Genomic DNA, 25,255 nt, shown 5'->3' with positions numbered 1-25,255 from the left:
CGAGTGGCGAGTGGCGAGTGGCGAGTGGCGAGTGGCGAGTGGCGAGTGGCGAGTGGCGAGTGGCGAGAGAATAAGAAACGAGGAAGAGCAGTATCAAGATAAAAGCATCATCTGTTGTGACGCTTTTTTCTTGATACTTAGGTAGTTCTACTTCACGGTGCTATTAATATTAATTATTGTCACACTCTTCCAGCACTGGTTGCCACCACGTGGGATTATTTAAATACCATTCAACGGTTTTACGTAACCCCGATTCAAAGGTCTCGGCTGGGATCCAACCTAATTCACGAGTAATTTTAGAGGCATCGATAGCATAACGAATATCATGCCCTGGCCTATCTGCCACATACGTAATCAGATCACTGTAAGCATCAATCGCTTGAGGTTTATTCGGTGCTAACTCTTCTAATAGCTGACAAATTGTAGTAATAACATCGATATTGGCTTTTTCATTATAGCCACCAATATTATAGGTTGCGCCCGTCTGCCCCTGCGTTAAAACACTATATAAAGCGCGTGCATGATCATCGACAAATAACCAATCACGAACTTGTAAACCATCACCAAACACAGGCAACGGTTGCCCTGCAAGCGCATTTAAAATTATTCGCGGGATCAGTTTTTCAGGATGATGATAAGGCCCGTAATTATTAGAGCAATTGGTTACAATAACGGGTAAACCATAGGTTCGCGACCAAGCTCGCACTAAATGATCACTCGACGCTTTAGAAGCTGAATATGGACTTGAAGGATCATAGGCGCTGTTTTCAGTAAACAGTGCCTCACTATGGCCTAAATCACCAAACACTTCATCGGTAGAAATATGATGAAATTTAAATGCGGCTTGGCGAGCAGGCTCTAATGATTGCCAATAACTGCGTGCCGCTTCTAATAAAGTATAAGTACCGATAACATTAGTGGTAATAAAGGCGGCGGGTGCATTAATGGAACGATCAACATGACTTTCCGCCGCTAAGTGCATTACTACATCTGGCTGATATACGGCAAACAGACGATCTAACTCACCACGATCACAAATATCCACTTGCTCAAAAATATAACGGCAATGTTGTGCCACTGATTCCAATGTGGATAAGTTACCCGCATAGGTTAATTTATCCACATTAATAACGCTATCTTGAGTATTATTAATAATATATCGAATAACGGCAGAGCCAATAAAACCAGCTCCACCCGTCACCATTATTTTCACAACATGTTTCCTTTGATTACTTTTTTACGCTTCGTGTACGGTATGAATACCAAACAAGCGCTTAACGGCAGCGGTAATACGCCAAATATGATTAATCATCATAAAGTAACCGCCAAACATCGCCAAGAAAGCAATAAACATGGTTGATTCTTTAATACCCACCATTTCAGACCAAATACCGATCGCAGCGCAATTCATCGCTAATAAACAAATCACCACTAATGTCATGCGTGACGACAAACCAATACGTTGACAGATATGGTGCAGATGCTCACGATCAGGCTTAAATGGCGACTGACCTTTGCGAACACGGCGGATCATAATCGTTGCCATATCCATTAATGGGATCGCAATTAACCACAATGCGGTTACTGGTTTAAACGCGACTATCTCAGCTTCTTGCGTGCCACGCACCAATAGCCACACCACAGTAAAGCCGATAAACACGCTGCCCGCATCGCCCATAAAGACTTTAAAACGACGTCCAAACGGTAAACCTAAGTTAAGCATAATATATGGCAGCATAGCCGCGACCAATAAGCCACAAAACAAGGTTAATTCGTTATTACCATTTAAGTAAAACACATACCCCATCGCCGAGAATGTTACCGAGGCGAGTCCACCCAGCAAGCCGTCAATACCATCAACCATATTAAATGCATTGATAGCACCAATAAACGCCACCACAGTAACAAAGCCACCAATAAAAGGTGATAGCTGCAATGTTTCACTGCCCATTAAATAACCGAGGTTATCTAATGAATGGCCGCCAACACTGATGATCGCCAACGCGATCCCTGCTTGGACGACTAAGCGGATCTTAAAACTAATATCGAGGTAATCATCAATCACCCCGACAGCTAATAAAATTAAACCACAGCCGAGATAGAGTAAAAGGGTTAAATCAACAGGTAAAAACAATAACGCGGCAATAGCAAAAGCAAAAAAGACTGAGATGCCACCCACAAGTGGTATCACGCCCTGATGGTGTTTTCGAGCATTGGGCTTATCAACCAAGCCCACTTTTTGTGCGATCTTGCGCATCATAAATAAGCTTATAAATGACAGCACAAATACAACAATATATGAGTATTCCATAATTAAATACGTACCTGTAATCCAAAGAATAGTTCGTTATCAATCACAACCAGATCATTCACAGCGATGATAATCTGATAATTAACCTTCAAACGAAACCTACAGCCACAATATTACAAAGCAATTAATTGCTAAAGGAATAAACACTCAAAACAAAACAAAACAGAATATTTAAGATAAATTAATCATAATAAATAATAAACCCACTCAGGAACCAAGGGTAAACCATTAAATATCAGCACCTTACGCAAAATAAAAGCGCCAGTAAAATAACAATATATAAAACAGTTAAATCTCTTAATAAGCATTCACAATTCAAATAGCATAGCTAATATATATTTATTTGATCGATCAATAAATTGCTTGTATATATTTGCCAGTAATAACATCAAATACATGAATAAATACAACCATAAAAAAAGCCACAACCATTCACGAAGAATATAAGCTGTGGCTTAATTATTATATATCTGAGTATAACGCTAATTATTATTTTATTTTTACAATTGAAAAAATCGAAATATAACGGCTATTTTTTGATTTTAAGCGACTCGGTAGTGTAATCATATTCACCACGACGATCTTCGCAACGGATCTGCTTTGCCTGCTTATCGTACTCATCAAGCTTACTTAACCACGCCTTAAACTTCTTCAACAGTTGCATACTATATTCACTCTTAATATATAAAAATGTTGAACAGTTCCTCCTGCTCTATGCAATAAGTATAGGCAGAGCATGAATTACAATCCATCAAAATAATACATTTACAGTATAAGTGTGATATCAAACATACACCTAAAAGATATATATCAAAAAGCAAATGGATATCATTAATTATTATTATACTAAGCGTTTTGATGCTTATCTTATGGGTCAAAAAAGGAACGGGGAGAAAGGAAGAAAAGTTCACGAGAGCCGAGGTTTAAGGAGCGAGAAAGAGCTCGATGGGGAATCGACTACCCACGCGCCGTAGCGTTATTAAGTTCACTGGCTTCTTTCAAGCTCAAGCACCAACCACCCCGTCATTCCCTACAGTGAATGCCCGCGAGGGCGATAGGGAATCTACTACCCACGCGCCGTAGCGTTATTAAGTTCACTGGCTTCTTTCAAGCTCAAGCACCAACCACCCCGTCATTCCCTACAGTGAATGCCCGCGAGGGCGATAGGGAATCTACTCCCTACGCGCCGTAGCGTTATTAAGTTCACTGGCTTCTTTCAAGCTCAAGCACCAACCACCCCGTCATTCCCTACAGTGAATGCCCGCGAGGGCGATAGGGAATCTACTACCCACGCGCCGTAGCGTTATTAAGTTCACTGGCTTCTTTCAAGCTCAAGCACCAACCACCCCGTCATTCCCTACAGTGAATGCCCGCGAGGGCGATAGGGAATCTACTCCCTACGCGCCGTAGCGTTATTAAGTTCACTGGCTTCTTTCAAGCTCAAGCACGCCTTAAGTAGATCACGGATAGCTCGTACCTCACTTCCGAGATGACGAATATTAGGCTAAGTCTCGCCCCTACCAACATCAATATGCAACAAAACTCAAAAAAGCCGACATTGAGACGAAAAAATCTTTAACTATCACCTGAAAGAATAATTACTTTGATCAACATCTAAAAATGTGATGTCTGATATTGACGAATATGCGCAACTAAAATATAAATTTATATTATATTAACTGAATGATGTATTGATACATTACTTTATTGCTTGATAACAAAAGATGACACTTATGACATTTATTAAAAACTTACTATCAATGCTAACGAACAAAAAACAAAACGAAGTAAAATTTATTGAGTACACATGGAATGAAGTTCTCACTATGTCACCAGAGACTGATATTGTTATAAAGTGGAACTATGAAAGTAGCGACGCGGCGCCTGAATTAAGAACCGCAGGTGAAGTGCAAGCAATGGTAAAAGAATATAATGATAATCAACAATACGGTTATCAGAGCTTTGCGACTTGCTATCACAAAGACAGCATGTCACTGTTATTGCAGTAAATAAAGACTCTGTAAATAATTCAGTGTCACTGCTCTGAGTTACAAGTATTCAGTCAATCGGTCTTCAAACATTATCATAAAGCGGTTCAGGGCTTGTCGCCAGTTTCTAATTGGCATCGTCCATTTTTTGGAAGCATCCTGAATCGCTAGATAGATTTAACTGATCAGCATTAATGAACCTATCAGCCCCTTTTTTGTAATGATGTATTACATTGTTATACTTTGATTGACAGTGGCGCAACATGTGACGGTAGCAAATAGCGGGTACTACGACCGCCCGCTCCCGATTTCACTAAACAGCCTAATTCAACCAATAGCGCCAAATGACGGGTTGCGGTTGGCTTACTGACCTTCGCCACCTTATGGTATTGGCTGGTATTGATCCCCTGCTCAAAGTCACCATCCAACATTCGATTGAGCACTTTTACTTGCTCTGTAGTGAGCTTGGTTTGGTCGATCTGACGCCAGTAATTAGTCTTGAACACGGTTTGATCGATCTCCGTTAACACTCCATCAAACGTGGCATTTAAGGTGGTTAAAAACCAGCTTAACCAAGCTGTAATATCGAGATCGCCTTTTTGGGTTTGCTCCAATACCTCATAGTAGCTGTGGCGGTTAGCCAAGATCCCTACCGACATCGCATAGAACCGAACCGACTGTTGCTCGGCTTGGGCTAATGCTAAATCAGTCAGCAAACGCGTAATACGGCCATTACCATCATCTAACGGGTGAAGAGTCACAAACCATAAATGGGTGATTGCCGCACGCAGTAAAGGGTCGAGTGACGTATCGGCTTTAGATTGGTTAAACCACGTAATAAAAGTATCCAGCTCAGGCTCAAGGATGGCACGGTGTGGCGCCTCAAAGTGCACAACAGGTTTATCAATACGGCCCGAGACGACTTGCATCGGCGCATCACCCCGTAATAGCCCACCGATTACCGGGTTAAACATTGTATAACCTTCAGGGAACAAGCGTTGATGCCAGGTTAAGATCCGCGAAAGCGTCAGCGGCGCATCGAGGTTTTCTATCGCATCAAGCATGATTTCAGCTAACCCATCGGTTTGTTCGGTGGTTGGAAACGGTTTCTCTTCCGTCATCCCTAGCTTATTGGCCAACGATGAACGTACTGAAAATGCATTAAGCTTTTCCCCTTCAATAGCACTGGAATGGATAATGTTTGCCAGTAACGTATCCAACATACTTTGCTGTTGGTTCGGCGATTGGCAGGTGATTTTCCCCAGTAATACACCTTGGTTAAGGCGTGTTTGCCTCACCATTGGCTCAATGATGACTCGATCCCAGTGAAAATGAGGCCAGTTATTTTGCTGCCATACCCACATAATTGATCCTTTGATGCGAAAAGAGCGCCTATTCAAATCACATTGTGATGTAAATAAGGGTATTAATCAAATCAAATGTGTCAAAGTGTGGCGACATCACTGATGTGAAACCCCCAAAATCACGTCGCGATTTACCGATTAACGATCTATTGCTGACCGCGATTAAACGTATTACCGCCCCCCTCACCGATCCTGATGATTTTTTGTTTACCGACGATAATGGCTCGCCATTAGATACCCGTAAAATTGGTAAAGATATTTAGCATCCACCCCTTAAAAAAAGCCAATTTAAAAACACGTCGCCCTTATGAAACCCGCCATACTGCAGCAGTGCTGCATTTAGCGGCCCATGAAAACCCATTGTACGTTTCACAAATGCTTGGTCACAGTAATACACGATTATTATTTGATGTTTACGCACCTTATGTCTTTAACGCCACCCGCCATGATGGCAGTGCCTTTTCAGATATGATGGAATCAAATGGCATATTTGATAGACGTTGATAGTTTTATAAATGTTTAAAACGCAAAAAGCCCGTATGAACCGTTTATATAAAGGTTCAATACGGGCTTTTATTTATTAGTTCTATTTAAGCTAGCTGTGATTCAAGCGTTAGATTGATCATTCAATGAGTTAATATAAGCACTAAACTCTTCACCTAATACTTTGTCACGCATAGCATATTCAACAAAAGCTTTAGCATAGCCAAGCTTGTCGCCACAATCGTGAGAGCGGCCTGTCATATGAAATGCTTCTACAGTTTCATTCTGCATTAACATATCAATCGCATCTGTCAGTTGGATCTCATCCCCAGCCCCTGGTGGTGTCATTGCTAGCTTATCCCAAATATTGTGAGATAAAACATAGCGACCAACAACAGCAAGGTTTGATGGTGCTTCCTCTACCGCAGGCTTTTCAACCATGCGCGTCATAGGGCAAGAGTCACCGCCTTTAAGATCAACACCATTACAGTCAACCACACCGTACTTTGAGACGTCACTCATTGGCACAGGCTCAACCATAATTTGGCTTGCTCCTGTTTGTTCAAAGTGTGCGATCATCGCGGCTAGATTTTCTGTTTTTTGATCTGCTGTATATTCATCTAAAATCACATCAGGCAACACAACCATAAACGGCTGCTCACCAATCAATGGTTTCGCACACAAGACGGCATGACCTAAACCTTTAGCTTGACCTTGACGAACATGCATAATCGTCACGTCTTTCGGACAAATTGCCTTCACTTCATCTAACAACTGACGCTTAACACGCGCTTCTAAGGTTGCTTCTAATTCAAACGAAGTATCAAAATGGTTTTCAATTGCGTTTTTAGAAGAATGGGTAACCAGCACAATCTCTTTGATACCCGCATTAACACACTCATTAACGATATATTGAATTAAAGGCTTATCAACAATAGGTAACATTTCTTTTGGAATTGCTTTGGTTGCAGGCAGCATGCGTGTACCAAGGCCAGCTACTGGAATGACAACTTTTGTTATTTGCTTCATATTATTAATAAGCTCCGTCACGTTTCAATACAACATTCACTGTTTTAAATAAAATTGCAATATCATACCATAGTGACCAATTTTTCACGTACCAACTGTCTAAATATACTCTTGTCTCATAATTAATATCATTTCTACCACTAACTTGCCATAGACCGGACATTCCAGGTTTTGCCATTAAATAATAATCAGCATCATCTTTATAACGTAAAAGCTCTTGTTCAATAATAGGTCGAGGTCCAACTAGACTCATTTCACCTTTTAATACATTCCATAACTGAGGTAGCTCATCTAAACTAGATCTCCTTAGAAACTTACCAATAGCTGTAATACGAGGATCATTTTTCAATTTGAAATCTTTTTCCCATTCATCTCTCGCATCTTTGTCATTATCTAATAAATGCTGCAATATTTCCTGAGAATTAATAACCATAGATCGAAATTTCAAACATTTAAATTTCTTACCATTTTGCCCTACTCTCTCATGTCCATATGTGGCAGATCCACCATCTTTTCTGACTTGATATGATATATAAACAAATAAAGGAGATAATACAAATAAAAACAAGGATGAAATAATAATATCAAAAAATCTTTTTATAAATTTAGATGTTTTTCTTGCTAAGTTATTATTGATTCTAAGCATCATAACTTCATGGCTAAAAAAATGTGATATATCAGTGCTATATAGCGGAACACCACGCATAGAAGGTATAACTGATATATTTCTTACACCTGTTGATGTTAATCTTCTGATAATAAGATCACGTAAATCTCTTTGCTCGTATTCTAATGCTATAAAAACTTTATAGCCACCAAGGAGGCGTTCTAATGCATCATTATAATTGATTACTTTTACTCCCAATATTTCTGAGGTAATGTGGCAATCATCAATAGTTACAAAATTTCTAACATCAAAGCCCATTAAGTTTTCGCTATTAATTGCTCTATAAGCATCTTTAGCATTCTTTCCCGAACCTATAATTATAGAAGGCATAAACCAGAGTGATAAACTTACAAGTATTTTTTTAGTAAAAAATCGAGATACTGGAATCAAAAGTGAAATACTACACCATAAATATATCCACTCTTCAAAACTAATATTCCATCCTAATAAACCTGTTGCAGTAAAGTCTACTAGAGCAGCAATAACAATTAAATTTAAAATTTCTCTCAACTCATTCCAAAATGGTTTTCTATATGTATAATGTTTGCTTTTACTTAAAAAAAGTAAAATAATAAAAGAAAAAATCAATATGAGATTTAAAGTTCTATAGTATAAATAATCATTAGACTCATTAACAAAGACTAAGATAATAAAATATGAAACAGTTAAAGAAATAATATCTGAAGATAATAAACAATATTTATTTATGAAATTTTTCTTCTTTAATTCATTACCAATATTAAAATCATCTTCGAATGAAGTACTTATTATACTATTCATAATGAAATCCTTTTATTTTTTAATTCAGAAAAATTAATACCAGCCATATCCTTTCCTGATAATATTGGTTGCTCAAATAAAGGCCATTTTATTTCAAGTTCTTTATCGTCCCATTTAATAGATATCTCTGAATTTGGATTATAATAATCTGTACATTTATAAACAAACTCAGCTTCATCACTGGTTACGTAGAAGCCATGAGAAAAACCTTCAGGTATCCATAATTGACGTTTATTTTCAGAAGAAAGGTAAACACCAACCCACTTGCCAAACGTTGGTGAATCTTTACGAATATCAACCGCTACATCGAATACCTCACCAGAAACAACACGCACTAACTTACCTTGGGTATTTTCTGTTTGATAATGTAATCCGCGTAAAATACCTTTTTTGGATTTAGAATGGTTATCTTGTACAAATTGGGTAGGCTTACCAGTAACTAATTCTTCAAATTGATTTTGATTCCAAGTTTCCATAAAGAAACCACGTTCATCACCAAAAACAGCTGGCTCAATAATTTTCACATCAGGGATGCTAGTATCTATAACTTTCATTATTTTTCTCTAATTCAGTATTAAGAGTAATTACTCAAATTATTTAATGCCGATTGCCAATCACTTACTGGAGTATTAAATACTGTTGTTATTTTGTTTGTATTCAACTTTGAATTGGCTGGACGTTTCGCAGGTGTTGGGTACTCTTCTGTTTTAATACCTTTAACATCCGGAGATTTAACTAAAATCTTTTGTTCAATCGCTTTATCAAAGATAACTTGAGCGAATTCGCACCAACTTACATGTGGCATACCAGAGAAATGATAAATACCATAATGCTCAGTATTAAATGTATTTTTTGAGTCTGTGATTGATTTAGCTATTTTAATTAGTGCAGCAGCAATATCACCCGCATAAGTTGGCCCACCAAACTGATCAGCAACAATGCCTAATGAATCTCTTTGCTGTGCTAAACGAAGCATTGTTTTTACAAAGTTATTACCGTCTTCACCAAATACCCATGCGGTACGTAAAATAATGTGGCGAGAGCAAGTATTAATAACTGCTTCTTCACCCGCTAATTTACTTTCACCATACACGCCTTGTGGGTTAACAGTATCAGATTCACTGTATAGACCCTCTTTATCACCCGCAAAAACATAATCTGTCGATATATGTAATATTGCAGCACCGACTTGCTCAGCAGCTTGGGCTAAATAAAAAGGACCATCACAATTTATAGCATAAGATAATTCAACTTCATTTTCTGCTTTATCAACTGCTGTATGGGCTGCTGCGTTAATAATAATATTTGGCATGAAATCATTAACAGTTTTAATTACCTCTTGCTCTGAAGTAATATCAAGTTGGTCTCTATCAACAGCTAAAAATTCAATCTCAGGGCAAGATCGTAGCTGTTTTACTAAACAGCTACCTACTTGGCCATTACTACCTGTAATTAATACTTTCACAATGTTTATTCACTTTTTATTTATTTTCAGAAACAATGTGCATTAAATACTGACCGTATTCATTTTTCATCATTGGTTCAGCCAGTAATTGTACTTGCTGTGTCGTTAACCAATCATTACGCCATGAAATTTCTTCTAAGCAAGCTACTTTCAGTCCTTGAATATTTTGTACGGTTTCAACAAATGATGCTGCTTGTTGCAAACTCTCATGGGTTCCCGTATCAAGCCATGCAAACCCACGACCTAGTAGCTCGACATTTAATGAACCATCATTTAAGTACATTTCATTTAATGTGGTAATTTCAAGCTCACCACGGTGTGACGGTTTAACTTGTTTTGCCATTTCAACAACACGATTATCATAGAAATATAACCCTGTTACTGCATAATTTGACTTAGGTTGTTGCGGTTTTTCTTCAATAGAAATTGCTTTCATATTGTTATCAAATTCAACCACACCAAATCTTTCTGGATCATGTACTTGATAACCAAAGACAGTAGCAATACCTTGTGATGTTAACTCTTTAGCATGATTCAGCTGCTGTCCAAATGATTGACCATAAAAAATGTTATCGCCAAGTACTAAACAAACACTGTCATCACCAATGAAATCTTCACCAATTATAAATGCTTGTGCTAAACCATCTGGAGATGGCTGAATCGCATACTCTAGATTGATACCAAAGTCAGAGCCATTACCTAATAAACGGCGAAAACTATCATTATCTTCAGGAGTGGTGATAATTAAAATATCTTTTATACCTGCCAACATTAATGTTGATAACGGGTAAAAAATCATCGGCTTGTCGTAAATAGGTAGTAACTGCTTAGATACACCACGCGTAATAGGGTAAAGACGCGTACCTGAACCACCGGCTAAAATAATGCCTTTCATAAATAAGAATCCGAGGTTATATGTCTCGGATTGAAAATATATTCAACCCAAGATAAAAAAAGAAATGGATAAATTAGTTACCTAAACGCTCACGGTTATATGAGCCATCTAATACTCGGCTCCACCATTTTTGATTAGCTAAATACCATTCAACTGTTTTACGAATACCAGATTCAAACGTTTCAGCCGGTTTCCAACCAAGTTCACGGGCAATTTTAGAAGCATCAATTGCGTAACGGACATCATGCCCTGGGCGATCTGTTACATAAGTAATTAAGCTTTGGTATTCTGTTACGCCCTGCGGTTTATTTGGCACAAGCTCTTCAAGTAGTGAACAAATTGTTTTTACCACTTCAATATTAGCTTTTTCATTGTGACCGCCAATATTGTACGTTTCACCAATTTCGCCTTTAGTGACTACGGTATACAGTGCTGATGCATGATCTTCTACATATAGCCAATCACGAATTTGCATCCCATCACCGTAAACAGGTAATGCTTTACCGTCTAAGGCATTGAGAATAATTAATGGAATTAATTTTTCAGGAAAATGATACGGGCCGTAATTATTTGAGCAGTTAGTTACAATCGTTGGTAAACCATAAGTACGAAGCCATGCACGGACTAAATGATCGCTTGATGCTTTAGATGCTGAATACGGGCTTGATGGCTCATAGGATGTTGTTTCAGTGAACAAGTCATCAGTACCTTCCAAATCACCATACACTTCATCGGTTGAAATATGATGGAAGCGAAATGCTGTTTTACGAGTTTCATCTAGTTGATTCCAGTAAGCACGAGTTGCTTCTAAAATGGTATAAGTGCCAACGATATTGGTTTCAATAAAAGCTGCAGGACCATCGATTGAACGATCAACATGGCTTTCAGCGGCCAAGTGCATAACAGCATCGGGTTGATGCTCAGCAAAAACGCGATCTAGCTCTGCTCGATCACAAATATCCACTTGCTCAAAGGCGTAACGATCATTGTTTTCTACATCAACTAATGATTCTAAGTTACCAGCGTAAGTTAATTTATCTACGTTAACAAGGCTGTCTTGGGTATTGTTAATAATATGACGTACAACTGCAGAGCCAATAAAACCCGCACCGCCAGTAACTAAAATTTTCATTTCCAATATCCCTTATGCATACTTAAAATATTTATAATTTTCTTAGGCATGTATTTATATTTACTTCCCAGCTTCATACCTAGGAATTTAAAAGTATTATTTAAAATAGATCTAGGTATAAGTTTTTTATTATTTTTATATAAATATTTAACTTCTGATATAACATATTTATATCCTTCCCCTCCAGCACCACCAAATTCATTCTGTATCCAAGGTTCCATCGAATGAAAAACACCAATATCAAAGTATCTTTTTAGTTCATCCCGTGCTGTATAGTTATGTGAGTGCCTGACAATTGCCTCAGAAGTATAATATGTATTATAGTTATTTTTAAGCATAGTTGCAGAAACATACATATCTTCACACAATATTGTCTTTTTAGGGAACCCACCAACTGAAATTAAATCTTTACGTAAATAAGCTGAAAAAGAATTAGACATAAAAACTGATTTAATACCAATTGTATGTTTATTTTTATTTGTCCGTAATATATCAGAATCTGGATAGTTAAAAATTCTAGCATGTTTAGCTAATAAATTAGAATTAACATGAGGAATTTGACGTCCACAAACAGCAGATATTTTTTTATCTCTAAATATATTTACAATTTTAAAGAGAGCTAGTGAATCATTTAGTATAGCATCTTGAGTTAAGTAAACAATAATATCAGAATCATGAGAAAGTGTAATACCTAAATTTCTTGTACCTCCGTGATTAAATTCTTTTTTTGGTATAACTATTAAATTAAAATTATATTTCTTAGATATTTCCTGACTATTATCAGTTGATGATGAATCAATGACAAACACATTAAAAGTCAAATTCCGTTGTTGATTTATGGATTCAGCACATTCAGCCCATAAATCTCCTCCATTATAAACTGGAATGACTACTGATACCTTCATTTAATTTCCTATGATATATAGATATAATATTTTTTATATATTTACTTTCTGTAAATGGATTATTCCAGTAAGTATTAAATGCATTAACACTTAACTCCTCAATAAATTTGTCATTTTTTAATAATTCTAATTTTAACAGAAAATCCTTAGAGTCATTTACGTTATAAATCAAACCATTATAACCATCTTTAACAAATTCAGTACCAGCACAGACGTTAGATATTAGGACAGGAACACCAAGAGAAAATGCCTCCAAAACAGTCAACCCCAGAGTTTCATATATAACAGATGGAAAAACTAAGAATCTCGCTTTCCTAAATTCATTAATAACTTCATTTTGGTTTAACCACCCTAAATATTTAATATTTTTTTTTGTGTCAAAAATATTTTTGATACTACCTGAACCAACAATATTTAATACAAAAAAATCATCATCAAAATTTGATATTAAGAAGTCAACACCTTTCTCAACCTCTAACCTACCGACATATAACATATTTTTACTAGTAGAAACAGCTACCTTACTAGAAGGGACACTCCTAATAGGATTGTAAACAATATTATTAACATCACAATTAACTAAATATCTATTTAATATAGAAAAACTAAATTTTGAAACAGGAATATATGTAATATAATCACCATTAAATTGATATTTCAAAATAATTTGTCTTATATATCTCCAAACTTTATATATATAACTTCTTGAATCGCAATCACATTTAAAACAAGAAATAGATAATGGAGTAAACTTACATATTTTCTTTTTTTTAAAATCGAATAATGCACCATTAGGACAAATAGAAAAATAATCATGAAGTGTTAAGAATACATCTATTTTTGATTTTTTTGCTGCTGAAAAAACTGAAGACGAAAGAGTCTTCGTCCAAGAATGAATATGGATTATACTATCACAACAAGAGAACTTACTTAATATATTAAATACTCTACTCTTTACTCTATAATTGAATAATCCATTAATCATCGCCTTATATTTATTAGGTTCAGTTAATAAATCATATAGCCCAAGATTTATTTTCTCAATATTCTCATGCTCTAATAATTTATCAGGATAACCGCAACCATAAATAAAAGTAACTTTATACCCACTCTTTGCAAATAAATATGCTGAATTAATAGCAACCTGCGAGGCACCACCATTAATATTTGCATAATCATTTATAATGACAATGTTTTTTATCATCTAAATACTCAATAAAATAAAAACTTAAAACAAGAAATAACATTGGTGAAAAATAACCATACCCTCTAAAGAACATCTCAACTAAAAATGAAAATATAATTATTGCTCCTATACTTTCATTCCCTTTATAGCGGAATCCATTTAGAATCAATTTAAATATAAAAAACAAATAAGATATAGAATAGCATATTCCAACTAATCCTAACTCACTTATTGTTTTTGAGGCTAAAAAACCGCCATCAGATATATTAAAAAAATCACCATATATTTTACTTATTAAATAGCTAATCTCCGGGACATCAAGATAACTTTCACCTAATGATTGAAATCCAACACCTAAAAAATTTGTTTTTAACAAATAATAAGTAATAAACTCCCATCCTTGTATAAAAACTAGAGTTGTTAAATTCTCATTTGACATTGATAACCTAGAACTAAAGTACTCAATATTAAATATTGCATTTAAAAAAATAGAAATGATAATTAAACCACAGAGAAAATAAAGTAAAGTTTTTATTCCGGAAATATTTTTAAAAAAGTATACAAATAATGAAATAGAACAAAATAGCAATAATGTTAAATTAGGAAATAATAAAGCTAATAGTGATGTTGCAATTATAGAAAACAGCACTTTTTTATTTGATGAAATGTAAGTATAAGTAATTAAAAAAGGACCGATAATTAATGCAAAATGGCTCTGTTCTTTAAATGGAAAAACGGGCTTTTCCATAAATGTATAAGGCCCAATATTAATGTTTAATAAAGAGAAATAACCCAAAAACAAAAAAGTATAAAACAATAAAATGATAACTTTTTTTAAATCATCTTGTGATAATCTGCTAATTCTTTTTGATAAAGCAAAAATTGAAATTAACATTAAAACAAAAGACAATAATGAAAATATAGGTTTAAACACATCATGATATATATATATATATGAACTTTGAATAAATACATACAATAATAATAAACATAATAGTATTACCGACTTTAGTGTTATTCTTATATATAGCAAAAATCTAACATTAAACATCAATAACAAAAAAGAAGAAAAAATCATTCCTACATATAAAGATGACAGACTAAACATTCCCATAAATAGCGATGGGAATGTCATTATAATTAATATCTGACAATATAGAATTACAACTTGCTTTTTCATTTTATTTCATATTTTCACGAAGAAATGTTAATGATTTATGACGTTCTAAATTCAATTTCTCATTCATACTATCAAAGTCTATAGGTAAAATTAAATCATGAATATCAAAAGACTCTTCACTTCTAACAACTCTATCTTGCATACCAAGAATACTTAATAGACTAACAATTCTATTAATTCCTGTTGGCGGCTCTGTAACGATAAATGGCTTATTCAAATTACAGCTAAATGCAGTACCATGAAATGAGTTTGTAATTATAAACTTTGCATTTTCGAATAAATAAACAAACTCATCTGGTCCAATATCTTTTAAATGCTGATCGGGCTTATAATTAAGAAGTGGATCCTGATCAATAGTTATAACTTTTAAACCAGTTTTATTTTTTAACTCAGTAATCACTTTTTTCAAAAGAATATCTTTTTTTAGAGCATAAACTAATATGTATTCTTCGTATTTTATATTATCTGGTTTTTTTGCTATTTTTTTCCATTCTGACTTAGTTAATAGAAGAGTAGGATCAAGAACATGTTCTACATTTAAATTAGCTTTATTATTCAGATAATTTTTTGTATCTTTTTCTCTAACTGAGATGGCTTTATAATTAGATAAACAATTTAAAATTATTTTTTCATCATTCTTATTATATTTATAAGTGCCCATGCTTGATGCATAAGCAACCTTTTTAATTTCCAAATCAAAATTTAAAAAATAATTGAGATCAATAGAACCATCCGCTGTCACAACATTTGGATTCCAGATTTGGTCACTTCCAGATACAACATAATCATAATTATGTAGCACTCTTTCAATTTCAGATTTATTATATACTCGTTCTGTTAATGAAAAATTATTTGTAATAAAACTCCAAAACTTATCAATAACTTTTTTACGTTCTTTATATCGTAATATATCCTTTGTTATTCTCAAAATAGATCTAACTTCAAGACTAAATCTAATCGGCTTCAAAGTGTTAAATACATGTTCTGGGCGATAGTCAATTAGATTAGTTTCCCCATAAAAATCTAATGTTTTTTTCATAGCAAATACTTGAAGTACTGCTCCATAATTATTTGCTGCATGTAACGTTATCAATGCTATTTTCACTTTGAACCCTACTTATTAGATTGTTTTTCCGATAAATTAGTCGTTATAATCTCATTTTCTATTGAGTAATTATTGTATATTTTAGACATATTTAAAATATGCTTTTCAATATCTTCATATTTAACTAATCCGTTATTTACTAATATGTTAATACTTTTATGTGATAATGGATAAGTTATATTCTCATTATATTTTATTGCCATTTTATTAAGGAAATAATTCGACGGTCTTTTTCTCATAATAAATTTAGTTAATGGATTTTTAATGGCTAATTTAATAAACACATATAATAACTTATTATTTTTATAAAAATCCTTATAAATATCTCCTTTGACAGAATAAAAACTGCCTAAATTTGGATAGCTAAATTCTTGGTAAGAGTGCCTTGCAATATGATATATCTCCATTTTATTTGCAATTGAATCTCTTTTTCCACAAACGCATTTAAACTTAGCACTTAATATAATAAATTTACTGAGTCCTTTAAAAATACTATTTCGAAATTCAAAGTTACACTCATCTTTTGTTAAATTAATAACTTTCCCATTATCATTTATAATTTTAACACTTTCTATGTATTGTGATATTTCATATCCATAAGCTCCGGCATTCATAACAATACCACCACCAATTGTTCCTGGAATACCTTCTAAACCTTCAAAACCTTCAAAACCATTTAACAACATTAATCTTGTGAAATCAGATAATGAATACCCAGAAGAAACTTCAACAGTATTATCGACATTTGATATAAATACATTAGTTAATAACTTGGTGGAAATAATAATCCCATAATTAAGTTCATTTAAAAAAAGTATATTACTAGTAGCCCCTATCAGCTTATATTTTAATTCTTCTTTTATTAAAAAATCAATTAAGCTAACAAGTTCTTCTTGATTAATAGGAAGAATAAAGTAATCAGCTTCCCCCCCCATTTTAAAATATGTATCATATGATAGCGTATGATTTTTAATAAATTTGGTGTTACTACTGTTCAAAAAAAACTCTAATTTGGTGTTATTCACAAAACAACCTTTAAATTATTAATAACTTTAGATGAATAATAAAAATAAAATATACATATTATTATATTAGCTATTATTGTTGATATTATCGCCCCATATACAGATAATATTGGTACTAAAATTAAATTCAATATAATATTAATAGCAGCAGCTATAAACATTCCTCTTAACTTAATACTCAATAAATTTCCAGTCATTAATATTAAACCAGAAGAGCTATAGAAATATACTATCGGAATATTTAAAGCCAACAATTTCAAATAACTTGCAGAATCTTTGTATTCTGAACCATAAACCAGTGATATAAATTCATCACAAGATAAATATATACATATATATGTAAAAGCACCTATTAGAAACATTATTACTGTTGACTTTCTATGTGTTTCAATTAACTTCTTTTTATCATTGATCATCCATTTATGATAAAAAGGTAAGTAATATTTATTAAAAATAACGCTGGGCAAAATGTATGCTGCAGATAATATAGTAAATGCTACACTATATAAACCAACACTTTTATTACCAGATATATAATTTAGTATTATTATATCACTTTGATAATATATCAAATATAATATGCTAGATATACAAAAGCCTACACATGAATATCTAACTATATATATCCTTCTTAATGTATTTTTTATCGGTATTTTTTTATACCATCGATTATTTTTTTTCAATATATAGATTGAAAAAATCACAATATTAATAGCTGAAATAAATAATGATATATAATACCAATCGTTTGATAATTCAAAATAAAAAACAATTGCAATCATTGATAATTTAGTTAAATTTATTATTGGTTGCCAATAAGATAATATTTTGAATTGTCCATTTATCTGAAATATAGAAATAACAACTTCATATAAAACCTGTGCTATAATTAAACTATATAAACTTACAATTAATAATGACGGTTTGAATCCGATTATATTTAATATTAAAACATATAAGAAAAAGCAGATAATAAAACAAATTAATATAAGCAAGACAAATGCTTGTAAATAATTATCTTTGGATGCGTTCTTCTCGCTACTTTTTTTTAATAGTGCTTGAGGAACACCACATGCAGCTAATGGAGCAAGAAGAGTACATATTGTTAAAATAGTATTTAATTTACCATACTCTTGAGGTTCAAGACCTCTAGCCATAATGACCTGAACAATAAAAGCGAGAAGAGCATTTATCATTGCACTTCCAAATAACATTGTTATTATTTTTTTCATTATAAAATGTTCAATATTTTCTAGATTAACAACAAAAACAAAGTCGATTGATATATAAAGTAATGATTATATTTTATATACAACATGCTTTAATATATTCTATCAAACCCATTAATATATTCCACACATTAAAATATATCAGCTCACCATTACTTTCTTTCAGTGCTAGTTCAACATCAATAATTTTAATCTTTCATCTATTAAAAAACCAATAAAGTTCTATTAAAATAACTATTAAATATCATCTACTCCATGTTATAACTATTTATACATCATATTTAAATAGTTATAAGTGTCACTGCTAGGTTAAGTGATTTCATGTACTTTTATAATAGACTTTACACTCAAACCTACTTATCTACATAAGTCACATGACCAACTATAATTTAGTAATTTGTAACCAACAAGATTAATATATTTTATTAATTTAGATACAAGATCCGCTATAGAGATGCCTTGTACAATTAATATTTATTAGTTCCTGCAGAATCATTGCTCACATTATGTACTTCTTTTACTAAAAAACGAAGTTTAGTTAATTCAATAAGAATAAACTTTAACTAATTTTTTTATTCTCAGTTTTCAATTTGCTCTATCGTCATTAGTGACGCTTTAGAAGAGTTTTAGTGACGTTCCTATTTTTAAGCTATCAAACCTACTTATCCATCACATATTTACCCACATTTATTACTTGGGCTAGAACAAAAAAGGATTAGTTCTTAAATAAACCACATATTTCCTCAACAAATAAATAAGAAATCCGATACTAATAAAAATGAATAATTTCATTAGCTCAACTCAATGTTTTTAAGGACCTATACATAAAATCTGAAATTTGAGCCATAAAAAAGCACTAGCTGTCGCAGCTAATGCTTTTTTATGAAACAAGTTTATTTGTTATTTAGAGGTTTGAGGGAATAGGTCCCACCTTTTTTCCCCCTGAGTAGCGAGTAGCGAGTAGCGAGTAGCGAGTAGCGAGTAGCGAAAATTATTCACTCGCTTTTAAATACTCGTTACTCGCACTCTTATAACTGCTCTCTACTTATTATCTCTCGCGTAACTATAGTTGTAATAACCATAGTTGCCGCCATAAGTTGAGCTTGCTTTGCGAACCACTGCGTTAAGAATACAACCTTTAACTTCAATACCATTTTGTTCAAAACGGTGTTTAGTGACTTCGATTTCTTTAACTGGGTTTAAGCCAAAGCGTGCCACAATCATGGTTGTGCCAGCATGAGCACCAACAATGGCAGGGTCTGTCACTGCCAAAATTGGCGGTGTATCAACTAACACTAAGTCATAGTTTGCAGATGCCCAATCCAATAACGTTTTTAAACGCGGGTGCATTAATAACTCAGATGGATTCGGCGGTACTGCGCCACGAGCGATAAAATCAAGGCCTTCAACACCAGGTGATTTAATCACTTGCTCTAATGTTTGTTGACCGCTTAAGTAATCGGCTAAACCGGGCTTACTATCAACACACATTTGGCGTTCCATACGGCCTTTACGCATATCGGCATCAATCACTAATACGCGCTGACCGCCTTTAGCCATAACAGCTGCCATGTTAGCCGATACAAATGACTTACCGATACCCGGACTAGGGCCTGAAATCATCACGATATTGTTACGCGCTTCCATCATTGCAAAGTGCAAGCTAGTACGTAAGCTGCGCAGTGCTTCAATCGATAAATCAGCTGGGTTAGAAACAGCTAACAACGCTTGATTAACATTTAGCTGTTGTTTTGATTTAAATTTCTTTTCTAAATCAGTCTGCCAAGCAGATAATGGAATTGAGGCATACACAGGTAAACCGAGTGCTTCAATTTCATCTGGGCTTTCAACGCCACGGTGCAATGCTGCACGCAAGAATGCAATCGCTACACTTAACATGCCGCCAAGTAAGGTTGCTAATACTACGATTAATGCTTTCTTGGGTTTAACTGCATTAGTGTAAACTTGCGCAGCGTCAAGAATACGGACGTTACCCACCGTGCTTGCTTTAACAATGTTAAGCTCTTGAACTTTATTTAATAGCTGAACATAAATTTGTTGATTCACTTCAACATCACGGGTTAAACGTAAAATTTCACGCTGAGTAGCCGGTAAAGTTTCAATACGCTTATTTAAACGTGCTTGTTCTTTTAATAACGTTTTGCGTTTATCCATTAATGAAATATACGCTGGGTGCTCTTTAGTAAAACGTTGTGATATATCCGTTTCTTTAAAAGTTAATTGGTTTAGTTGCGATTCTAAACTCACCATGGTTTCAAGCGCTGATTTTGCTTCTAGGCTTAAATCTACTGATTCATTCTGTTGACGGTAGCTATTGAGTTTATCTTCTGCTGTCATTAGCTGGATTTTAATTTCAGGTAAGTGCTGCTTTAAGAAAGTTAAACTATTTTCAGCTTCAGCCGAGTTGCGCTCGACGTTTTGTAAAAAGTAATTCTTACTGATGTCATCAACAATCGCTTTAATGTTAGCGCGGTTTTCACCAGTCATTGATAATTGCAAAATACCGGTTTGTTTACCTTGCTCTGCTACTGATAAATTCTTTTGCAGATTTTGAATGGCATCAATGCGAGTAATTTTTTCTAATGAGAATTCAGCGTTTTTGGTTGCTTGTAAATCCGTTACAAACAGTTGGTAACCATTTGCTTGCGCTAACTCGCCTACTTTACCGGTTAGAATCTTGCGACCTTCGCTATCATTCAGTTGGTATTGGCCTTTATCAGCATTGATTACCACGATCTGATAATCGTCTTGATCACGGCTATTGGCAACATTAAAACGTGATACATTAATAAAGTGCTGCTCACCCATTAAACGCGCTAACCCTTTACCCACCAAAGGGAAATATTCAGGGCTAACAACTGTAGTTAGGTTTAACTTATCAACAGTTTCACCTAATACCATTCGTGATTTGATGATTTCAGTTTCAGTCGTAGCACTTGATTCAGCGCCACCAAACATTTCTGCCATATCGCCACCAAGTGCTGGCATACCTGAACTTTTGGCTTCAATTTGAATGAGTGCATCAGCTTTATAAATTGGGGTAGCAAGTAAAGCATAACCGATACCAACAACAGCAAAGATAAAGGTGGTAATAATAATCATCCAGCGGTTATCAATTAAAATGCCAAACAGTTTACCGATATCGACTTCATCCGTTCCTGGAGAAGTACTCGGTTGAGGATTTTGAGCAATACTCATTAAGAAAATATTCCGATGTTAAATTTAAGAAGATGAGGAAGAGCCAAAGCATCATCCAAAAGTTAAATATGGTTTACAGCACGTGGGTAGTAGATTCCCTTTCGCCCTCGTAACTTTACTTAGCCAATTATTCGTCATCTCGGAAGTGAGGGACGAGCTATCCGTGATCTACTCAAAGCGTGATTGAGTGTTAAAGAAGCCTGTAAATTCAATAACTCTACAACGCGCGTATAGTAGATTCCCTATCGCCCTCACGGGCATTCACTGTAGGGAATGACGGAGGGTTTTAATTGAGCGTTAAAGAAGCCAGTAAATTCAATAACTCTACAACGCGCGAATAGTAGATTCCCTATCGCCCTCGCGGGCATTCACTGTAGGGAATGACGAAGGGTTTTGATTGAGCGTTAAAGAAGCCAGTAAATTCAATAACTCTACAACGCGCGAATAGTAGATTCCCTATCGCCCTCGCGGGCATTCACTGTAGGGAATGACGGAGGGTTTTAATTGAGCGTTAAAGAAACCAGTGAATTCAATAACTCTACAACGCGCGGGTAGTAGATTCCCTATCGCCCTCGCGGGCATTCACTGTAGGGAATGACGGAGTTAGGGTTAGCATTCACTCTAAGGAATGACGGAGTTAGAAAGTTACAATTTCTTCGTCCACGCTGTTGCTGCTTGATCAATTAAATCATATGCATGATCAAAAGCTTCTTTACTTAGACGGTATGGATCGGGAATATCTTGTTGACCAATCCATTGGCCAAATAACATTGTTTTTCCACGAGCTTCTGGAGCAATGCTCGTGACGGCGTCGATATGACCTTTTTCCATGACTAAAATCAGATCGTAATCACGACATAAATCGCTAGTCAGTTGCTGTGCTTGATGGCCTTCAAGAGAATAACCATGAGCCAGTGCAACTTCCGCTGCCATTTTATCGGCCGGCTTGCCTGCTAAACCACTTTTGGCAGTGCCAACACCAGCAGAGGCGATATGTTTATTGGGTAATTTTGCTTGTAGGATTCGTTCGCCAGAGGGTGAACGACAGATATTGCCTACGCAAACAACAAGAATTTTATTGAACATAGAGATAGATTCTAAGGTTAAAGGTTTTGAGTTTCGAGTTTCTAGGTACGAGTTTCAAAGTTCAAGATTCGAGGTTCAAGATTCGGAGGTTTTCGTACTCTCGTCACGCGCTTCTACTCGTCACTCGTATCTTGCCCCCTCTTCAACTCGTCTCTAATAACTACTTCAAATTCATGTAGTAATTCATACCTTCAGATAGCTGATTAAAGCTGCCAATGGTTGGAACTAACTGTTGAATCACACGGTTCCAACGCGCAATGGGTGCAGCAGTCACATACACCACATCGTAAGGCTGCAATTCAAACTCGGTACCCACCACTAATGCTGTCGCATCTTTAATATTTAACTGGTAAATATTTGCCGCAGGCGCATGCGGTGTTTTTGTTAAATCAGCATGGTTAGCGCGAATAACAAACACCCCGGTAGCATCGGCTTGTAACTCGTTAATACCACCAACGCCGCTTAATGCTTCGGTTAAGCTCATGCCAGCACGATCAATTTTAAGTAACTTAGGCTCTTTAACTTCACCTAAGACAAACACTTTTTGAGCATCATTACGTGGCACATGAACAATATCACCGTTGCGTAATAAACGGTTTTGCTTTAAATCGCCACGTTGCATTAGTGCATATAACGATAAGGTTTGATCTTTGCCGTCACGGGTTAGAGTGACATTACGCCAATCGGCATCAGCAGCTAATCCACCTGACTTATTGATGGCATCTAGCAACGTTAATGGCACATTGGTAATTGGCTGTTGGGCTGGATTTTTCACTTCACCCGTCACGTAAGCTTTTTGAGCACGGAATGCAGCGACGTTAACATCAACTTGTGGCTTTTCAACATACTCAGCTAAGCGCTGGGCGATGTCAGCGCGCACTTGCGATACGGTTTTACCTGCGACTTGCACTTTACCGATGTAAGGGTAAAAAATGGTGCCATCAGCATGAACCCAGTTACCCGCTTCACTTGCACTACGGTAAGAACCCGCTGGAATAGTCAATTCAGGGTGATCCCAAATCGTAATATTAAGAATATCACCAGGGCCAATATGGTATTCATAGCTTGCTAGTTCTTGTTCAAGCTGGGTGTTTACCTGTGCAGCAACTTTAGCCGTTTTAAATTGGCTAACATTGTTAACCGTTAGCGGAAACACATTGACTTGCTGATCAAGCGTTGGTTGTTGCGAGTTAGTTTCAGTAACATGCTTACCATCAAGGCTAAGATGCGATCCAGGCATACTACAGCCAGCTAACATCACAGACGCCACTGCTGTGACAAGCATTTTTTTTGATAATTCCATTAGATTAAGTTCATCTCAGCATTGATGGATGGGGATATATTTTCAAATGAGCATGCTACCGCCCGAAGGTTACAGCTCCTCAATTGCTTTAAAAAAGTATCATTTTTTTGTTGACAGCCAATCATAAACACCATGAATATATAGTGGTAACAATCAGTGTGTAATTTACATATCTATCTAAAAAAAGCGCAATGATTTTATTTCAATTTCATTTAGCTCATTTATGTTGCTGACGGATTCTACTTAATTTCAATATAAAATGAAATATAAAAATTAGTCCATTTATTATCTAGATCACATTAAACAACCACATGTAACTAATTGTAAATGAAGCAATAAACATAAATTTCAATATTTTACAACCAATCAATCAGGCCAATTCCATCCATTATTCCATAACGGTGATCAATATCACACTTTATGCACACCGCTGTATAGAAAGTAAAAAAATGTCACACCACTCTATGCCATTATTCAGTATAATTACCCATTCAGTGTTTTTATAAATCACATTATAAAACGTCATTTTATTGACGGTCTATATATTATTTTTATCGATAAGGATTTACATAATGAAACAGAATGCATTAGTGCTTCTAGCTGCTCTAGCTATGTCTTCACCAGCATTTGCTGGCGGTTATGTTGCAGATGACGCTGCACCAGTAGATGCAGCAGCAACACAAACTGGTACTACAGCGGGTACTACAACTGCAGCGGGTACTGCAGCGGGTACAACAACTGCAGTTGTTGTTGGTGCAGCAGCAGCTGTTGCAGCGGTTGCTATTGCAGCAAACGATTCTGGCAACACCAACTCAACAACGACATCTACTTCTACATCTACTTCTGTTAGCGCAGCTAAGTAATTAATGTCGTTTGACCTGATAAAAATTTAGGTTAATAAAA

23 protein-coding genes are annotated in these 25,255 nt (G+C 35.1%); 4 read left to right on the top strand and 19 right to left on the bottom strand.

Annotation, left to right across the window (positions count from 1 at the left end; genetic code table 11):
• Positions 1-169: 169 nt before the first annotated feature.
• The 3 genes from rfbB to PMAL9190_RS20455 form a co-directional block, all read right to left on the bottom strand.
• A complete protein-coding gene (rfbB, locus tag PMAL9190_RS09920) occupies positions 170-1,213 on the bottom strand; it encodes a dTDP-glucose 4,6-dehydratase (RefSeq protein ID WP_087845057.1) in 1,044 nt (347 codons plus the stop codon).
• A gap of 24 nt (positions 1,214-1,237) precedes the next feature.
• A complete protein-coding gene (wecA, locus tag PMAL9190_RS09915) occupies positions 1,238-2,311 on the bottom strand; it encodes a UDP-N-acetylglucosamine--undecaprenyl-phosphate N-acetylglucosaminephosphotransferase (RefSeq protein WP_087845056.1) in 1,074 nt (357 codons plus the stop codon).
• A 529-nt stretch (positions 2,312-2,840) separates the two neighbouring features.
• On the bottom strand, positions 2,841-2,975 hold the full coding sequence (locus PMAL9190_RS20455) for a hypothetical protein (RefSeq protein ID WP_268808120.1): 135 nt from the start codon (positions 2,973-2,975) through the stop codon (positions 2,841-2,843).
• 1,069 nt (positions 2,976-4,044) lie between these two features.
• On the opposite strand from PMAL9190_RS20455, the gene PMAL9190_RS09910 reads away from it, so the two are divergent.
• Positions 4,045-4,320, top strand: a complete 276-nt coding sequence (locus PMAL9190_RS09910; protein ID WP_087845055.1) for a hypothetical protein — start codon at positions 4,045-4,047, stop codon at positions 4,318-4,320.
• Between the two features lie 215 nt (positions 4,321-4,535).
• On the opposite strand, the gene PMAL9190_RS09905 is transcribed toward PMAL9190_RS09910, so the two are convergent.
• Complete coding sequence (locus tag PMAL9190_RS09905; RefSeq protein WP_087845054.1) at positions 4,536-5,663, bottom strand: Fic family protein; 1,128 nt, start codon at positions 5,661-5,663, stop codon at positions 4,536-4,538.
• Positions 5,664-5,767: 104 nt separating this feature from the next.
• On the opposite strand from PMAL9190_RS09905, the gene PMAL9190_RS20225 reads away from it, so the two are divergent.
• Both PMAL9190_RS20225 and PMAL9190_RS09895 read left to right on the top strand, forming a co-directional pair.
• A complete protein-coding gene (locus PMAL9190_RS20225; protein ID WP_159458386.1) occupies positions 5,768-5,926 on the top strand; it encodes a hypothetical protein in 159 nt (52 codons plus the stop codon).
• On the top strand, positions 5,910-6,167 hold the full coding sequence (locus tag PMAL9190_RS09895; protein ID WP_087845052.1) for a site-specific integrase: 258 nt from the start codon (positions 5,910-5,912) through the stop codon (positions 6,165-6,167). Before PMAL9190_RS20225 ends, PMAL9190_RS09895 begins: the two co-directional genes overlap by 17 nt.
• A gap of 102 nt (positions 6,168-6,269) precedes the next feature.
• On the opposite strand, the gene galU is transcribed toward PMAL9190_RS09895, so the two are convergent.
• The 15 genes from galU to PMAL9190_RS09820 all read right to left on the bottom strand — a co-directional run bounded on the left by galU (position 6,270) and on the right by PMAL9190_RS09820 (position 24,352).
• Positions 6,270-7,175, bottom strand: coding sequence for a UTP--glucose-1-phosphate uridylyltransferase GalU (galU, locus tag PMAL9190_RS09890; protein WP_087845051.1), 906 nt, complete (start codon positions 7,173-7,175; stop codon positions 6,270-6,272).
• A gap of 4 nt (positions 7,176-7,179) precedes the next feature.
• Positions 7,180-8,622: an undecaprenyl-phosphate galactose phosphotransferase WbaP gene (gene wbaP / locus PMAL9190_RS09885; protein ID WP_087845050.1), complete on the bottom strand. Its 1,443-nt coding sequence runs from the start codon at positions 8,620-8,622 to the stop codon at positions 7,180-7,182.
• Positions 8,619-9,176, bottom strand: coding sequence for a dTDP-4-dehydrorhamnose 3,5-epimerase (gene rfbC / locus PMAL9190_RS09880; RefSeq protein ID WP_087845049.1), 558 nt, complete (start codon positions 9,174-9,176; stop codon positions 8,619-8,621). The genes wbaP and rfbC overlap by 4 nt, the downstream gene beginning before the upstream one ends.
• A 20-nt stretch (positions 9,177-9,196) precedes the next feature.
• Positions 9,197-10,090, bottom strand: a complete 894-nt coding sequence (gene rfbD, locus PMAL9190_RS09875; protein ID WP_087845048.1) for a dTDP-4-dehydrorhamnose reductase — start codon at positions 10,088-10,090, stop codon at positions 9,197-9,199.
• Positions 10,091-10,103: 13 nt separating this feature from the next.
• Positions 10,104-10,982: a glucose-1-phosphate thymidylyltransferase RfbA gene (gene rfbA, locus PMAL9190_RS09870; RefSeq protein WP_087845047.1), complete on the bottom strand. Its 879-nt coding sequence runs from the start codon at positions 10,980-10,982 to the stop codon at positions 10,104-10,106.
• Between the two features lie 73 nt (positions 10,983-11,055).
• Positions 11,056-12,114, bottom strand: a complete 1,059-nt coding sequence (rffG, locus tag PMAL9190_RS09865) for a dTDP-glucose 4,6-dehydratase (RefSeq protein ID WP_087845046.1) — start codon at positions 12,112-12,114, stop codon at positions 11,056-11,058.
• A complete protein-coding gene (locus tag PMAL9190_RS09860) occupies positions 12,111-13,019 on the bottom strand; it encodes a glycosyltransferase family 2 protein (RefSeq protein WP_087845045.1) in 909 nt (302 codons plus the stop codon). Before PMAL9190_RS09860 ends, rffG begins: the two co-directional genes overlap by 4 nt.
• Positions 12,988-14,223, bottom strand: coding sequence for a glycosyltransferase family 4 protein (locus PMAL9190_RS09855; RefSeq protein WP_087845044.1), 1,236 nt, complete (start codon positions 14,221-14,223; stop codon positions 12,988-12,990). The genes PMAL9190_RS09860 and PMAL9190_RS09855 overlap by 32 nt, the downstream gene beginning before the upstream one ends.
• Positions 14,195-15,385 carry a hypothetical protein gene (locus PMAL9190_RS09850; protein WP_087845043.1) on the bottom strand — a complete coding sequence of 397 codons (1,191 nt, stop codon included), beginning with the start codon at positions 15,383-15,385 and terminating at the stop codon, positions 14,195-14,197. Before PMAL9190_RS09850 ends, PMAL9190_RS09855 begins: the two co-directional genes overlap by 29 nt.
• Before the next feature lies 1 nt (position 15,386).
• Positions 15,387-16,490 carry a polysaccharide pyruvyl transferase family protein gene (locus tag PMAL9190_RS09845; RefSeq protein ID WP_087845042.1) on the bottom strand — a complete coding sequence of 368 codons (1,104 nt, stop codon included), beginning with the start codon at positions 16,488-16,490 and terminating at the stop codon, positions 15,387-15,389.
• A gap of 8 nt (positions 16,491-16,498) precedes the next feature.
• Positions 16,499-17,515, bottom strand: a complete 1,017-nt coding sequence (locus tag PMAL9190_RS09840; protein WP_087845041.1) for an FAD-binding protein — start codon at positions 17,513-17,515, stop codon at positions 16,499-16,501.
• Complete coding sequence (locus PMAL9190_RS09835) at positions 17,512-18,747, bottom strand: oligosaccharide flippase family protein (protein ID WP_087845040.1); 1,236 nt, start codon at positions 18,745-18,747, stop codon at positions 17,512-17,514. The genes PMAL9190_RS09840 and PMAL9190_RS09835 overlap by 4 nt, the downstream gene beginning before the upstream one ends.
• Before the next feature lie 1,038 nt (positions 18,748-19,785).
• Positions 19,786-21,963, bottom strand: a complete 2,178-nt coding sequence (locus PMAL9190_RS09830) for a polysaccharide biosynthesis tyrosine autokinase (RefSeq protein ID WP_087845039.1) — start codon at positions 21,961-21,963, stop codon at positions 19,786-19,788.
• Between the two features lie 645 nt (positions 21,964-22,608).
• On the bottom strand, positions 22,609-23,049 hold the full coding sequence (locus tag PMAL9190_RS09825) for an arsenate reductase/protein-tyrosine-phosphatase family protein (protein WP_087820979.1): 441 nt from the start codon (positions 23,047-23,049) through the stop codon (positions 22,609-22,611).
• Positions 23,050-23,209: 160 nt separating this feature from the next.
• Positions 23,210-24,352, bottom strand: a complete 1,143-nt coding sequence (locus tag PMAL9190_RS09820; RefSeq protein WP_087845038.1) for a polysaccharide export protein — start codon at positions 24,350-24,352, stop codon at positions 23,210-23,212.
• A gap of 572 nt (positions 24,353-24,924) precedes the next feature.
• On the opposite strand from PMAL9190_RS09820, the gene PMAL9190_RS09815 reads away from it, so the two are divergent.
• Positions 24,925-25,215 (top strand): hypothetical protein, encoded by a 291-nt coding sequence (locus PMAL9190_RS09815; RefSeq protein ID WP_087845037.1) that lies wholly within the window; start codon positions 24,925-24,927, stop codon positions 25,213-25,215.
• The last annotated feature ends 40 nt before the right edge of the window (positions 25,216-25,255 follow it).

Origin of the sequence: Photobacterium malacitanum (assembly GCF_900185615.1) — a bacterium.
Classification (GTDB): domain Bacteria; phylum Pseudomonadota; class Gammaproteobacteria; order Enterobacterales; family Vibrionaceae; genus Photobacterium; species Photobacterium malacitanum.
This window is presented reverse-complemented; position numbering and strand designations above follow the sequence as displayed.

Bases quoted from the DNA above. Each gene is read 5' to 3' on its own strand.
- wecA (WP_087845056.1), bottom strand. From the start codon at position 2,311: ATGGAATACTCATATATTGTTGTATTTGTGCTGTCATTTATAAGCTTA.
- PMAL9190_RS20455 (WP_268808120.1), bottom strand. From the start codon at position 2,975: ATGCAACTGTTGAAGAAGTTTAAGGCGTGGTTAAGTAAGCTTGATGAG.
- PMAL9190_RS09910 (WP_087845055.1), top strand. From the start codon at position 4,045: ATGACATTTATTAAAAACTTACTATCAATGCTAACGAACAAAAAACAA.
- PMAL9190_RS09905 (WP_087845054.1), bottom strand. From the start codon at position 5,663: ATGTGGGTATGGCAGCAAAATAACTGGCCTCATTTTCACTGGGATCGA.
- galU (WP_087845051.1), bottom strand. From the start codon at position 7,175: ATGAAGCAAATAACAAAAGTTGTCATTCCAGTAGCTGGCCTTGGTACA.
- wbaP (WP_087845050.1), bottom strand. From the start codon at position 8,622: ATGAATAGTATAATAAGTACTTCATTCGAAGATGATTTTAATATTGGT.
- rfbC (WP_087845049.1), bottom strand. From the start codon at position 9,176: ATGAAAGTTATAGATACTAGCATCCCTGATGTGAAAATTATTGAGCCA.
- rfbA (WP_087845047.1), bottom strand. From the start codon at position 10,982: ATGAAAGGCATTATTTTAGCCGGTGGTTCAGGTACGCGTCTTTACCCT.
- rffG (WP_087845046.1), bottom strand. From the start codon at position 12,114: ATGAAAATTTTAGTTACTGGCGGTGCGGGTTTTATTGGCTCTGCAGTT.
- PMAL9190_RS09860 (WP_087845045.1), bottom strand. From the start codon at position 13,019: ATGAAGGTATCAGTAGTCATTCCAGTTTATAATGGAGGAGATTTATGG.
- PMAL9190_RS09855 (WP_087845044.1), bottom strand. From the start codon at position 14,223: ATGATAAAAAACATTGTCATTATAAATGATTATGCAAATATTAATGGT.
- PMAL9190_RS09850 (WP_087845043.1), bottom strand. From the start codon at position 15,385: ATGAAAAAGCAAGTTGTAATTCTATATTGTCAGATATTAATTATAATG.
- PMAL9190_RS09835 (WP_087845040.1), bottom strand. From the start codon at position 18,747: ATGAAAAAAATAATAACAATGTTATTTGGAAGTGCAATGATAAATGCT.
- PMAL9190_RS09830 (WP_087845039.1), bottom strand. From the start codon at position 21,963: ATGAGTATTGCTCAAAATCCTCAACCGAGTACTTCTCCAGGAACGGAT.
- PMAL9190_RS09825 (WP_087820979.1), bottom strand. From the start codon at position 23,049: ATGTTCAATAAAATTCTTGTTGTTTGCGTAGGCAATATCTGTCGTTCA.
- PMAL9190_RS09820 (WP_087845038.1), bottom strand. From the start codon at position 24,352: ATGGAATTATCAAAAAAAATGCTTGTCACAGCAGTGGCGTCTGTGATG.
- PMAL9190_RS09815 (WP_087845037.1), top strand. From the start codon at position 24,925: ATGAAACAGAATGCATTAGTGCTTCTAGCTGCTCTAGCTATGTCTTCA.